Origin of the sequence: Roseibium sp. (assembly GCF_048261595.1) — a bacterium.
GTDB lineage: Bacteria > Pseudomonadota > Alphaproteobacteria > Rhizobiales > Stappiaceae > Roseibium.
In genome coordinates this window covers 537,489-549,975 of record NZ_JBLXFW010000002.1, presented here as the reverse complement: position 1 = coordinate 549,975, position 12,487 = coordinate 537,489, and the positions used below count along the sequence as shown (strand labels likewise).

The 12,487-nt window shown below is 61.7% G+C and carries 9 protein-coding genes; all 9 read right to left on the bottom strand.

The annotated features are described in order from the left end of the window. Positions 1-77: 77 nt before the first annotated feature. The 9 genes from ACN0SY_RS09860 to ACN0SY_RS09820 all read right to left on the bottom strand — a co-directional run bounded on the left by ACN0SY_RS09860 (position 78) and on the right by ACN0SY_RS09820 (position 12,468). Positions 78-1,895 carry an IucA/IucC family protein gene (locus tag ACN0SY_RS09860; RefSeq protein ID WP_417686801.1) on the bottom strand — a complete coding sequence of 606 codons (1,818 nt, stop codon included), beginning with the start codon at positions 1,893-1,895 and terminating at the stop codon, positions 78-80. Continuing rightward, positions 1,892-2,950, bottom strand: a complete 1,059-nt coding sequence (locus tag ACN0SY_RS09855) for a GNAT family N-acetyltransferase (RefSeq protein ID WP_417686799.1) — start codon at positions 2,948-2,950, stop codon at positions 1,892-1,894. The genes ACN0SY_RS09860 and ACN0SY_RS09855 overlap by 4 nt, the downstream gene beginning before the upstream one ends. Beyond that, the gene (locus ACN0SY_RS09850; protein ID WP_417686797.1) at positions 2,947-4,767 is read right to left on the bottom strand and encodes an IucA/IucC family protein; all 1,821 of its coding nucleotides are present in this window, start codon (positions 4,765-4,767) and stop codon (positions 2,947-2,949) included. Before ACN0SY_RS09850 ends, ACN0SY_RS09855 begins: the two co-directional genes overlap by 4 nt. Before the next feature lie 16 nt (positions 4,768-4,783). Continuing rightward, positions 4,784-6,136: a lysine N(6)-hydroxylase/L-ornithine N(5)-oxygenase family protein gene (locus ACN0SY_RS09845; protein ID WP_417686795.1), complete on the bottom strand. Its 1,353-nt coding sequence runs from the start codon at positions 6,134-6,136 to the stop codon at positions 4,784-4,786. Continuing rightward, on the bottom strand, positions 6,133-7,332 hold the full coding sequence (locus tag ACN0SY_RS09840) for an MFS transporter (RefSeq protein ID WP_417686793.1): 1,200 nt from the start codon (positions 7,330-7,332) through the stop codon (positions 6,133-6,135). The genes ACN0SY_RS09845 and ACN0SY_RS09840 overlap by 4 nt, the downstream gene beginning before the upstream one ends. A 256-nt stretch (positions 7,333-7,588) precedes the next feature. After that, on the bottom strand, positions 7,589-8,881 hold the full coding sequence (locus ACN0SY_RS09835) for an amidohydrolase family protein (RefSeq protein ID WP_417686791.1): 1,293 nt from the start codon (positions 8,879-8,881) through the stop codon (positions 7,589-7,591). A gap of 19 nt (positions 8,882-8,900) precedes the next feature. Next, positions 8,901-9,845 carry an ABC transporter permease gene (locus ACN0SY_RS09830; protein WP_417672485.1) on the bottom strand — a complete coding sequence of 315 codons (945 nt, stop codon included), beginning with the start codon at positions 9,843-9,845 and terminating at the stop codon, positions 8,901-8,903. After that, a complete protein-coding gene (locus ACN0SY_RS09825) occupies positions 9,842-10,924 on the bottom strand; it encodes an ABC transporter permease (protein ID WP_417672487.1) in 1,083 nt (360 codons plus the stop codon). Before ACN0SY_RS09825 ends, ACN0SY_RS09830 begins: the two co-directional genes overlap by 4 nt. Further along, positions 10,921-12,468, bottom strand: a complete 1,548-nt coding sequence (locus ACN0SY_RS09820; protein ID WP_417686789.1) for an ABC transporter ATP-binding protein — start codon at positions 12,466-12,468, stop codon at positions 10,921-10,923. The genes ACN0SY_RS09825 and ACN0SY_RS09820 overlap by 4 nt, the downstream gene beginning before the upstream one ends. Positions 12,469-12,487 lie beyond the last annotated feature (19 nt).

Here is a 12,487-nt window from a genome sequence, read left to right as displayed (position 1 = left end):
TCAAGTTATTGAGCAGGCATTCCGAAAGAGGAATGCCAGAAGTTGTATTTCGGACACACGGGGAAAAATCCCCTACCTCACCTGTCAGCCACTGTCCCGGACATGTTTGCAAAAAGCGGATTCTTCAGGTCCGTTCCCAAGGCAGGAAGAGGCCGCTCCGCAGCGTCGCCATAGCCGATGGCAAAGCGGACCTTGTTGATGCACACACGCGGAAATTCCGGCGTGAAGAGGTCAAACAACCTGAAGCGTTCGGAGAACTCAGGGTGCCGTGCCATGTGCTCCTGAAGCGCATCGGCCAATAGTCCGTAGAAGGCTTCCTCGGTGATTGCGCCGCAAGCGGCAAGGCGCGCCGAGAAAAATCGCAAAACAGTCACGAAATGCGCGGTCTGGATGTCGTGAATGACATACTCGGGCGGTTTGTTCGGAAGGATCGCGCGAATCTCGTCTGGCAGATCGACGTGCTCCGGAAACACCTGGTTGACGATGTCGACGTCGCCTTGAAGGTCCTTGATCGCAAGGCCGGCGGGGCGGTGGTTATCGAGTATGACTGTCAGGTTCTGGCCATGGGCGATGAAGCCGATGCCGTAGCGCGTGAGGAAGTGGTAGAGCGGCACCACGGTGACCGCAAAGAGCTGCTTCAGCCAGTCTTCAATCGTCATCCCGGCGCGTGCAGCATGATGAACGGCGAGCGGGGCGCCGTCGCTTGCCTGGTGCAGCAAGGCCGCATAGAGGCAGGCATCCTGTCCCTCTGAGATTCGCGACTTGGCATTCTCTCGCCAGATAACGCCTAGTGTTTCCAGATGCTGGTAAGGCGCTCCGGGAACCTGGTCATAACGTGGATGGCGATACCAGATGCCCCGCTGCTCACGCAGGATCGTGACCGTCTCCGAGAGCAGCGGATCGCGCGCAACGATGCCTTCGAGCCAGTCGGAAATGGCGCTGCCAAGAGCAATATATTTGCCCGGAATTCCGCGCCAGGCCGACGTGTTCAGGATCATCAAGGCCAGCTTGACGTCGAGCGAACCGGGTCGGTCGAGACTTGTCAGCGTCCTAAGGCTCGGACCGGCGACATACTTCCCGCCAAAGGTTCCGAGTGCCACCAGTCGCCCTGCTATCAGTTCTTCGAGATAGGCTTGCTGTAGCACGTGATCCCATTGCCAGGGATGGACGGGGATAAGCGTGTGGGTGGTCAGCGAAAGCCCCGCATCTGATAGCGTGGCAAGAAGGCGGGCGCACTCATGCTTGCCAAGTACTGCGCTGAGGAACCCGGTTTCCGTCTGCCCTGAGCTGTCGCCTATGCGGCAATGGTCCCGGTCGGCTGCCAGCCAGAGCAACTCGAATGGTTGCCCATGCTCGGGAGCGTAACGTTGGACGTCGTCGATACCCCATCCAAGGCGCCCCTTGTTCGCGACCGCCTTCGGATGCCCCTCAAGGCAGGCATGGCGTTCATGGGCGGGGCGATCGATCAGCGCTGAGCCATCGATCTGCGAGTTGGTGCGAAGAATGACGAGATCCTGCCGCAGCGTGTTGGAGAGCTCGCGCAGGAACATTGCCTCCGTATCCGGAGACATGGCCATCTCGGCCCTGGCATCAATGACGAACTGTTGCGGTGACGGAATCGGGCCGTCTTGCGGCTCGCGGGTGATCGTTGCGGGATCCGACAGAAGGTTCTGCCAAGCCCCGAGCCGGCCGGCGAAGGTATAGACGATGCCGGATTTCAAAGGCAGCGAAAAGCCTCCCCCTGTCGCGGACGTGTCGTCAGGCACCGGGGAAATGACTTCCTCGTAGGTCAGCTCATCAATCAGTTTCGCCAGACTGGCGCGGCAGACCGTTTCCCAGTCGGCTGCGCCATGAAGCTCAGTGATGGTCTGACTGACATCGAAATGCGCGTTCATAGGCGCACTTCCGCGAAGAAACGGTCCCGGCGGCAACGCATCAGTGCCGAGCGCTTGTGCGGGAAGTCGAATTCCTTGACCTTCTCGTAGGCCAGGGCATCGGCGTAGGTCAGAAGCTTTGCGTTGTCGACGCGCGGTTCGCCCATGATGTTTTCGGTCATCGGGCAGTCGAGGAAGAGGTAATGCGCAAGGCCGCGCAGCCACGCACCGGTCTTGACCCGTCCGAGGTGGCGGCGTTCGCCGATCAGGCCGTGCCAGCCGCGATCCCAGGGGCCGGAGTCGTAATAGGGCCCAAGTCGATCCTCGCGCACCCAGTAAGTCTCGAAATAGCCTGCGTCCTGACCATCGAAAGCGCCGATCAGCGGGTAGGTGTGCGGCTTTGCCTGAAGTTGCTCAAGGTAGGAGCGCAGTTCCTCCTTCGGCTGCGCCAGTTCCCAGAAATAGGCCACGCGTCCATCATTCATCCAGCGATGGAAAGTATCCAGATCGCGGTCGATGTCGACTGCGCGGAATGAAACAGTGACGTCCGCCACTGGATCGTAGCGCTGGTAGACGAGGCCATCCGGATGAGGCGGGCGCAAAGGGTGGTCGCGGCCGTCGGGCCCCGGGACAAGGCCTGCCCTGGTCCGGCCCGCTTGGGGGTGGCCAAGCCATAGGGAAGACGTCTGGTAGAAACCGGACCGGGAAACCGTGAACTTTCCGTCGGACAGATGGAGGAAAGCCAGAGAGCGGGTGTCGATGCCTGCCAGCGTCTCTTGATCCACTTGAACTTCCACGAGTTCTGCGTCACGGGCAAAGAAAGCCTCCAGTGCAACGAGGACGGCGCCGACGCGCTCGGCCGGATTTGGAGACCCGTCAAATGTCAGCCCAAGGCGTGCCGGAGCGCCGGGAGCCGCCATGCAGGAAGCAATCACGCTGGCTTCGAGAAGAACCTGCAGATCATCGTCGGACGTCCAGCGGGCGGAGAGGTCAATTGCGCTTGAGGCAAGGGGGCGGACGAGGCTTGAAAGCCTGGTGCCTGTCTCGCCCGAAAAGGCGGGAGTATGGACGTTCATGACAGGAACTCCGGGTTTGAAAGAGGATTTGGGATTTCAAGGAAGCTGGCGAGCTGGCCACCGGCATCACCGGCTGCCTCGTTGACGCCACTGAGACTGGTTCGGTAGTTGCCCTTGCTGCAGAGCGTTGGCTCGGACAGGAGACGAACGTAGAAGCTGGTGTCGTCCTCGCACTCCGCCATTTCCCGCTCAAGGTGCCGGCGGATCTGGGCGTAGGCCTGCTGTTCCGGAAGCAATCCTTCGATTGCCAGCATCGAGACAACATTCATCAGGTTGTTCACGATCACGTAGTAGCAGAGCAGGTTGTCGCCGAGCTCCGGTGGGGCGACGTTTTCTCCATAAAGTCCGATATCCGGGACGTGCTTCTCCAGCTCGGCGTGGTGGGTGGTGAGGTGACCAGTCCCCTGGCAATCGCGCACCCATACCCGAGAAGGCAGGCCGTCTGTCAGCGAGATCATCATGTTCTGCTGGTGAGAGCCGAACAGGAGACCGTGCCGGGCTCGAATGCGCATCAGAGGCGCGATTGCGACGTCAAGATAGCGCTCGAGCCACTCTGCTGCGGCTGTCTCGGTCGAGATCGATAGCGATTTGGCGCGCTCGGCGACAAGGTTCCCGAGAGGGGACAGGCCTTCGAGGCGTTCTTCGCAAAGACTTGCGAGCATGACCGGACCGCTCTGACCGCTGCCGCGGAACGGGTTGTCGCGAAAGACGACGAAGCTCTTTTCGATGGTGCTTCCGTCATCTGCTTTCAGCGCGATATAGGCCGGTTCGCGCAGGATCGTCAGGCGCGGCTCGTCAGTCATGATGGCAGTGCCGACGGGACTGTCCAGAAGGCGGCACATCTGGATGCCGCGTTCGACTTCCTTGGCAGCCAGCACACGCTCGGAGTTGGTGAGCCGCATGCTCAGCGAGAATTTCAGCATGTACGGCGCATGCCAGGCATGAACGCCGCGCATCGACGCTGTCGCGGCGAAGTCTGAACCTACTGGTCCGACGATTTGAAGCTTGCCGTTTTCCACCCAGCGCGCAATCTGCGGATCTGACAGGAGCCGTGCGGCCTGCCACGGGTGCCAGGGAACAGGCGTAAATCCGGCAGGGACTTCGTCCTTGAGGATCTGCGGCAGCGATGGATCGGAGAGCGCCAGGTTCCTTGCGTATTCGTCAGCGGTATCCGTTCCAGCGGCTTTCATTGCAAGGATCGAGGTATCGGCCAAAACCCAGAACAGTGGAAACTGGCCGCGCAGTTCGGGGGCGAACTGCCGTGCCTCTTCCTCGTTCACCTCGTCGCGGCTGCGCGGGTTCGGGTGGGTCGGATGGCCGGACATAAGCGCCTGTTCCGCCTGTTGAAACGTCCAGTGATCCGCTTGGGTGCAATCGTCTGGCTGCGCATATGCGCGCTCCATCGCCAGACGGCTGTCGAGGATCCGCTGCAACAACTTCAGTTGTCGGCTAGGGTCGCCGCCGCTTGCCGCCGGATCCAGAGCCAGAAGCGCGATCGCTTCTGCCAGGGGCACTTCCCGTAAGGCTGTCTCGCCGTCCGGCATGAGGAACGGGAACTCAAATGCACTGCGGAAGCGGCCTTGATGTTTTAGGCGGACCAGAATCTGATCCTGTCTGCCCGCCAGTGGCAGGCAGGCATAGTCGCCAACCAGATCGAGCGTTTTCACGGTTTTCGGATCCAGCACCGTCCACCCATCCCACTCGCGCAGGAGAGCGTTGAGGAATGCGGTGCCTGTTGCGTGATCTGCACGATCTCGAGGTGTTACAACCGTCTGAGGAGTCGCCGGGATGAATGTGTTAGGAGCGAGGTCGTTCATGTCACTATCGTCCCGTTCAGCTGGCCGCAGCGGCTTGTGGAGCCGCCGCAGCGACCGGTTCGCATCCGCGCTGCCAGGTGACGAATTCCTCGCCCGGCGATGTGTTGAAGATTTCGCGGCCCAGAAGCGCATTGATGATGATGCCCGCGCGCCAGGCCATGAGGCTCATTTGCGGGTCGACGATGCCATGAGAGGCAAGACCCATGTTGAGCCCGAAGATCTTCCGGTCTTTCGGGCCATCGAAGGCCAGTTCATAGGACGGCGACAGTTTCGGCATGCCGCTCTCGTCGCAGTCGATCCTGTCGCGAAGCGGAGCCATGAATTCTGGAAGCTTGGGGCGCGCGCCGACGGCGAGAACGACGATGTCGGCGGCATGGGTTTCGCTCTGATCTGTCGCTGTGGTTTCACAATGGATCTGATAGCCACGATGGTCGCGGTGAAGGCCGGTGACATTTCGGCCAGGCAGCAGCGTTACGCTGTCCGGATTGCCAGCCAGATGCTTGCGCCTGTAGATTTCCTCATACAGTGCATCGATGGTTGCCGGGGTAAGTCCGTCGCTTGCCAGCTTCTGGCCTGCTACTTCGGAGCGACGTGCTGCCGATGACATGGACTGGTAGGCGCCGACGTAACCGGGGGTGAAGACCTGGTCCACGAACCCCCCTTCCTCCAACGGCGAAAAGCGGGCGAGATTGCTGATCCACGTCACCTGTTCCGGTCGGCGATCCGGGTCGGTCAGGAGGTTCAGGACGATCTCCGCACCGGTCTGTCCGCCGCCAATCACGGTCACCCGACGGCCTTGCATCGGGGTGGTTTGATACAGATAGGTGCCGGCATGGAAGCAAGTGTCTCCCATATGGTGCATTGCCCAGTCGGGGATGTTCGGTTCCATGCCCGTTGCGACAGCAATGTTCCGGGCCTGAACGCTGGACTTGTCGAAAGTCACCTCGAAATGGCCGTCCTTATAGGTGACTTCGCGGGCAGCATGGTTCCAGTGAGTACTGGTGAGACGTCTTGCGACCCAAGCCATGTAAGCGGAGAATTCGGTGCGGCTGACCCCGACGAAGCGCCCTGCCATGAAGTCGTAGAAGCGCTTGTGCTCGACCAGATAGTTCACGAAGGAATGCGGGCTGGTCGGCTGGATCGGTGTCACCAAGTCCTTGAGGAACGAGGTCTGCAGGATGCTTCCCGGGAACATCAGGCCGCCATGCCAGACGAAATCCGGCTTGCGGTCGTAAAATGCCACGTCGAGCTCCGGCAGGCCGTCCAGCAGGGCTGCAAGGCTGAGGTTGAACGGGCCGATGCCGATGCCAACGAGGTCCCTTGCGGAACTCGAGGCAAATCGAGATGTGATCGTGGGCAAAGTCGTCATTCGCCTGAACCTCTGCGGATGGGGAGAAAGGAAGTGGGGGGAAACATTTTCAGAAGGGCTGGCGCCGTAAATGCTAGCGGAAGAGCCGCAGCCAGCAGGGCGGCTGTCGTCAGATCGTAGCTGCCGACGAGACCAAAAAAGCTGGTTCCTGCGGCCAGGCCGAGCAGTTGGGCGCTTGCGATCAGCGTGGAGAGACGAGGCCGTGCGGAATTTTCCGCCTTGCCGAGTTGATGGGCCTGATTGGCGCTTGCCCCAAGGGCTGCCCCTGACGCGAGTAGGCAGGCGCTGACGAGCAAGACGCCGATGCTTTCGCCAACCGAGAGCGTCACGAGACCGGCGACAACCAGCACGCACCCGGTCAGAAAGGCCGCATGTGTCCGCTCGGCAAAGCGCCGCGTGGCAAAGATCTGTGTCCCGATCGCGCTGGCGAGAGCCAAGGCGAGGACCATGCCGGCAAGGCTGCTGGCGTGCGTGGGCGGCAGATCCAGCCGGTCTCTCAAGATCGGGCCAAGAAGGATATAGGCCGCGCCGACACCGCACTGCAGTCCGAAGGCGTTGGCAAGAGCGATGATCGGAACACGCCCCGAGTGTACCGGCGTGGTTTTGGTGCGGTGCTCGGGCGTCGTGCGACCTGCAGTGCCAATGAGCTTGCCAAGTGCCGCGATATAGATCGGCAGGACAATCGCTACCGGCATCAACGTGCCAAGGGCGAGCAAGGGGCCGACGAGGGCGTTTCCGGCGAGGCGGCCGATGCCGTTCATCGCGTTGAGAGTGCCAAGGGTGCCGAACAGGTTTTGGGGCGCCGAATTGGCGGCAAGCGCCGCCTGTGAAAGAGGGAGCGCCGCATTGGCTGTCGCACAGTAGATCACCCTGCCGAGCACCAGGAAATGCAACCATAGGCCGATGTTGTCAGCTTCCTGCTGGGCCATCCAGATGGAGCCGCTGAGGAACAGTATACCGATGAAGCCGCCGATCGCGCTTACGCTCAGCGAATGGTTGGTGCCGTACCGGCCAGCGTATCTGCCCCACAATGGTGTGGTTGCCGCCGAGAGCAGAAGACCGCCTCCGACAATAGCGCCGAGGGTCGAAAGAGAGAGGTCAAAGAGAGCCTGCAGCACTGGTGTCATCACCACCAATGCGGATTGATGGAACGAATTACATAGTAAAATCAGTAGTATGCTGTTCCTGTGAGACATCGTGCCCGGCATCTGAATGAAGTGTTCGATGGCGGACAAATACCTGAGTCAAATACTCAGGTAAATAGGGTTGATTACAATTCGTTACATTTTTTGCTGGCTGACCTGGCGCTGGTCACAGGGAGACGATACGGCGAATTGATAGCCGTCTAACTCCATTCAGGTGCGCGCGTCGGAGTGAGAGAATGGGCGCAAAATCGCCGATTTCTCACTCAACCAATGAGGGTGTCTGACGTTTGCCGGGAGGCCGCGCCGCCTAGGCGCTTACAGGGAAATAGGCAGAATGATCGACAGTCGCGGGGCGGCCTTCGAGGGCAAGCTGGGCGACCTTGGGCGGCGTTTCGCAAATGACCTTGCCCGCTTTCACGACGGCCAGGCGCGTGGCCTTCAAGCGGATGGCTTCGATGGTGTCGGTGGCCTGAAGCAGCACGAAGTCGGCCTTGCAGCCTTTCTCGACACCGTAGCCTTCCAGCCCCATCGCCGTGGCCGGATGCTTCGTGACGCAGTCGAAGGCATAGCGAATGTTGTCGCGGCTGGTCATTTGCGCCACATGGAAGCCCATGCTGGCAACCTCCAGCATGTCGCCGGAGCCTTGAGAGTACCAGGGGTCCATGACGCAGTCGTGGCCGAAGGAGACGTTGATCCCGTAGCTGCGCATTTCCGGAACGCGGGTCTGGCCGCGGCGCTTGGGATAGGTGTCGTGGCGGCCCTGAAGCGTGATGTTGATCAGCGGGTTGGCAATGGCATGGACCTCCGCCTCGGCGATCAGCGGCAGGAGCTTTGAGACGTAGTAATTGTCCATGGAGTGCATGGACGTCAGGTGTGATCCCGCCGTGCGGCCCTGAAGGCCGAGACGCTGGGTCTCATAGGCAAGCGTTTCGATGTGGCGGGACATCGGATCGTCGCTCTCATCGCAGTGGAGATCGACCATCAGACCGCGATCCGCAGCGATCTCGCACAGGCGCCGGACAGACTTGGCGCCATCTTCCATGGTGCGCTCGAAATGCGGGATGCCGCCAACCACATCGACTCCCATGTCGAGGGCCTTCAGGAGGTTCTTCTCCGCGTTGGGAGAGCGATAGAGGCCGTCCTGCGGAAAGGCAACAAGCTGCAGGTCGATGTAGGGTTTGACCTTCTCGCGCACCTCCAGAAGTGCCTTCACGCCGTTGAGCCTGTCGTCGCAGACATCGACGTGACTTCGGATGGCGAGAAGGCCCTGTGACACGGCAAGATCGCAGTAGCGCAGGGCGCGTTCGACAACGGCCTCGACCGTCAGGATCGCCTTCAGTTCACCCCAAAGGGCTATGCCTTCCAGCAAGGTGCCGCTTTCATTCATGCGCGGCAGCCCGAGGGACAGGGTCGCGTCCATGTGGAAGTGGCTGTCGACAAAGGGCGGAGAAACGAGATACCCGCCAGCGTCGATTGTCCGTGCGGCCTCGCCAGCGATTCCTGTCTCGACGGCGACGATGCTGCCGTTGGCGCAAGCAATGTCGACACCGGTGCGCCCGTCGGTCAGAGTTGCGTTCTTGATGAGGAGATCGAAGCTCATGGACGTGTCCTTGGCGACCTTAGCGCTGGCCGCGGAAGTAGGGAACCAGAAGGGCGCGCGGATAGTCGGCCTTGCGGGCGACCAGGATAAGGGCGGCAATCGACAGGAGATAGGGCATCATCAGGAACACTTGTCCGGGAATGAAGCTGCCGACTTCCGTCTGCAGGCGAACCTGGAAGGCATCGAAGGCGCCGAAGAGAAGCGCGCCGATCAGGGCCTTGCCCGGTCGCCATGAGGCAAAGACCGTCAAGGCGATGCAGATCCAGCCACGGCCGTTGACCATGCCGAAGAAGAAGGCATCGAAGGCGGACATGGTGAGGAAGGCGCCACCGAGGGCCATGAGCGCGGAGCCGACAACCACGGTTCCGATGCGAAGGCCATAGACCGAGAGGCCCTGGGATTCGACGGCCGACGGGTTGTCGCCGACGGCGCGGATGGCAAGGCCGAGCGGCGTGCGGTAGAGAACGAAGGCGGTCACCGCTACCACGGCGAGCGCCAGGAAGGTGAGGGCGGTCTGCTGGAACAGGGCCGGGCCGACAAATGGCAAGTCCGAGAGGACCGGTATGTCGAGCGGCTTGAAGGCCTCGATGCGCGGCGGCGACGAGACATCCGGCAAGGCGGTCCGGTAGACGAAGTAGCTGAGCGATGTGGCGAAGAGCGTCACGCCGATGCCTGAGACGTGCTGGGAGAGGCCGAGGGGCACGGTCAGGATCGCGTGGATAAGGCCGAAGAAGCCGCCGGCGAGCGCCGCAACAAGGACGCCGCCCCAAAGACCCGCTCCGAGCCAGACGGCCATCCACCCGGCCATGGCGCCGGCTGTGAAGATGCCCTCGATGCCGAGATTGAGAACGCCCGCGCGCTCGCACACAAGGGCGCCGATGACGCCGAAGATGAGCGGTGTCGCGATGCGCAGGGCAGCTGCCCAGAAATTCGCGGTCAGGAGGATTTCGAGAATGTCGCTCATTTCGAAACTCCCTGTGCGGCCTTGTGGCCGACGAAACGAATCCTGAAGCGGAGGAACAGGCCGGAGACCAGAACGCAGATCAGCGCCATGGCGACGATCAGATCGGCAAGATAGTTGGAAACGCCGGTAGCGCGGGACATGGAGTCCGCACCAACGAAAATGCTGGCGATACAGAGCGCCGCGATCACGACCCCGATGGGTGACAGGCCGGCCAACATGGCAACCACGATGCCGGAATAGCCGAAGCCGGGCGACAGGTCGGCGGTGAGATAGCCTTTCAGGCCGGCGACTTCGCCGACGCCTGCGAGACCGGCGAGCGCTCCGGAAAAGAGGCCGACGCGGATGAATGTGGCGGTGACGGGAATGCCTGCGTGGCGCGCGGCATTGGCGTTCTCGCCGACGGCGCGGATCTCGAAACCCCACACGGTCCGCTTCAGCAGGATATGGACCGTTATGGCAGCGATGAAGGCGAGGATCAGTCCGCCATGGATGCGCATGCGGTCCATGAGCTTGGGCAGCATGGCTTCATCGAGCATTGGCTCCGACTGGGGCCAGCCCATTCCCATGGGATCTTTCATCGGTCCTTCGAGCATCATCTGGACGAAGAGCAGGATGACGAAGTTGAGAAGCAGCGTCGTAACCACTTCGTCGACGCCGAGTCGTGTCTTCAGCAGTGTCGGGCCGAGCATGACGAGGCCGCCGGCGAGCGCTCCGGCCAGCACCACGAGCGGGATCAGGACAAAGGAGGGGGCTTCGATCATGCCGGAACCGACGGCCACGGCAGCGAGCGCTCCGGCGTAGAGCTGTCCTTCCGCTCCGATGTTCCAGAGCTTCGCCCTGAAGGCGAGGGCGGCGGCAAGGCCGGTCAGGATCAGCGGCGCTGCACGGGTCAGCATCTCGGTGAAGGCGAAGAGCGAGCCGAAGGCGCCGGTGATCATCAGGCCATAGGCTTCAAACACCGACAATCCGGCCGACAGCATCGGTATTGCCGCAAGGATCAGGGCAACAACGGCGGCCACGACAGGAACAAGGATCAGGCGCGGCAGGGAGGCCGGTTCACGAGGCTCGAAGCGGATCATGCGGCCTGCTCCTTTGTTTGCCCTACCATGCGCAGGCCCAGTGTCCCGCGATCGAGGGTCTCCGTCTTGTCTGCGGCGGACAGATGTCCGCGGTGCATGACGGCGATGCGGTCGGACAGGCGCATGAGTTCGTCCAGGTCTTCGGAAATGAGAATGACACCCGCGCCTCTGGCCCGGGCTTCCAGCAGGCGGCGGTGCACGTCGGCGGTCGCGCCGACGTCGAGGCCTCGGGACGGCTGGGCCGCCAGAACGACGACAGGGTTGGCGTCGAGGGTGCGGGCAAGGACGATCTTCTGGATGTTGCCGCCGGACAGGAGGCGGGCCGAGGCCTTTTCGCCCTGGCAGCGGATGTCGTAGCCCTTGATCGCATCGCGGGCCCGCTGGGCGATGGCGTCGAAACGCAGGAAGCCGAAGCGCTGGTTCTCGGGTTTCCGGATTGTTTCAATGGCGAGGTTCTCGGCAACGCTCATTGCGCCGACAATACCGTCCTTGTGGCGGTCTTCGGGAATACGGGCGATGCCGGCATCGATCATCTTGCGCGCATCGGTCTGACCGAGTGGCTGGCCATCCAGTTCCATTGTCCCTGACAGGGGGGCGATCAGGCCGGATATGACCTTTGCGAGTGTGCCCTGTCCATTGCCGGATACACCCGCGATGCCGAGGATTTCGCCCGAGAGCAGTTGCAGGTCCACAGAGTGCAGAGCATCGCGCCCGGTTCCGGTCGTTACCTTGCTCAGCGTGAGAAGCGGTGCGCCAGGCGATTGTTTGTCTCTTGTACTTTCCGGGACGCTCTTGCCGACCATCAGCTCGGCCAGCTGGCGTTTGTCGCATCCGGCGGTTGGTTGGTCCGCGACCTTGCGTCCACCGCGCAGCACGGCAATACGGTTGGAGGCTGTCAGCACCTCGTCGAGCTTGTGGGAGATGAAGATGATGGCGAGACCGTCGGCGGCAAGCTTCTTCAACGTGGCAAAGAGACTGTCGGATTCCTGCGGCGTCAGCACGGCGGTCGGCTCATCCAGAACCAGAACACGGGCATCGCGGTAAAGGGCTTTCAGGATCTCCACACGCTGTTTCTCGCCAACGGACAAGCTGGAAATGCGGGCGTTGAGATCGACCGTCAGGCCCGAGCGCTTCATCAGTTCGTCGAGGTGTCTGGTTGCCTTTGCGCGGCCAGATTTCCAGGCCGTCAGGGGTTCTGTGCCGAGCAGGATATTTTCAAGCGCGGAGAGGTTCTCCGCCAGTGTGAAATGCTGGTGCACCATGCCGATCCCGGCTTCCAGCGCCGCATGGGGCGAGCCGGGTTCGAGTTCCCTGAGGCCGCCGTCTCTGCCGGCGACCTCGACGGTGCCCTCATCGGCGACATAGTGGCCGAAGAGAATGTTCATGAGGGTGGTCTTGCCTGCGCCGTTCTCGCCGAGCAGGGCGAGGATCTCGCCTCGGTGCAGGGTCAAGGAAACGTCACCATTCGCGGTCAGGGCGCCAAAGATCTTGGTGATCCGGTCGAGCTTCAGAACGACGTTGCTGTCGTCTGCGGTTCGGGTCATTGGCCTCTCCCGGCGTCTC

What these genes read in the sequence shown, in the direction of transcription:
- ACN0SY_RS09860 (WP_417686801.1), bottom strand. Translation starts at nt 1,895, where the DNA reads ATGAACGCGCATTTCGATGTCAGTCAGACCATCACTGAGCTTCATGGC.
- ACN0SY_RS09855 (WP_417686799.1), bottom strand. Translation starts at nt 2,950, where the DNA reads ATGAACGTCCATACTCCCGCCTTTTCGGGCGAGACAGGCACCAGGCTT.
- ACN0SY_RS09850 (WP_417686797.1), bottom strand. Translation starts at nt 4,767, where the DNA reads ATGAACGACCTCGCTCCTAACACATTCATCCCGGCGACTCCTCAGACG.
- ACN0SY_RS09845 (WP_417686795.1), bottom strand. Translation starts at nt 6,136, where the DNA reads ATGACGACTTTGCCCACGATCACATCTCGATTTGCCTCGAGTTCCGCA.
- ACN0SY_RS09840 (WP_417686793.1), bottom strand. Translation starts at nt 7,332, where the DNA reads ATGTCTCACAGGAACAGCATACTACTGATTTTACTATGTAATTCGTTC.
- ACN0SY_RS09835 (WP_417686791.1), bottom strand. Translation starts at nt 8,881, where the DNA reads ATGAGCTTCGATCTCCTCATCAAGAACGCAACTCTGACCGACGGGCGC.
- ACN0SY_RS09830 (WP_417672485.1), bottom strand. Translation starts at nt 9,845, where the DNA reads ATGAGCGACATTCTCGAAATCCTCCTGACCGCGAATTTCTGGGCAGCT.
- ACN0SY_RS09825 (WP_417672487.1), bottom strand. Translation starts at nt 10,924, where the DNA reads ATGATCCGCTTCGAGCCTCGTGAACCGGCCTCCCTGCCGCGCCTGATC.
- ACN0SY_RS09820 (WP_417686789.1), bottom strand. Translation starts at nt 12,468, where the DNA reads ATGACCCGAACCGCAGACGACAGCAACGTCGTTCTGAAGCTCGACCGG.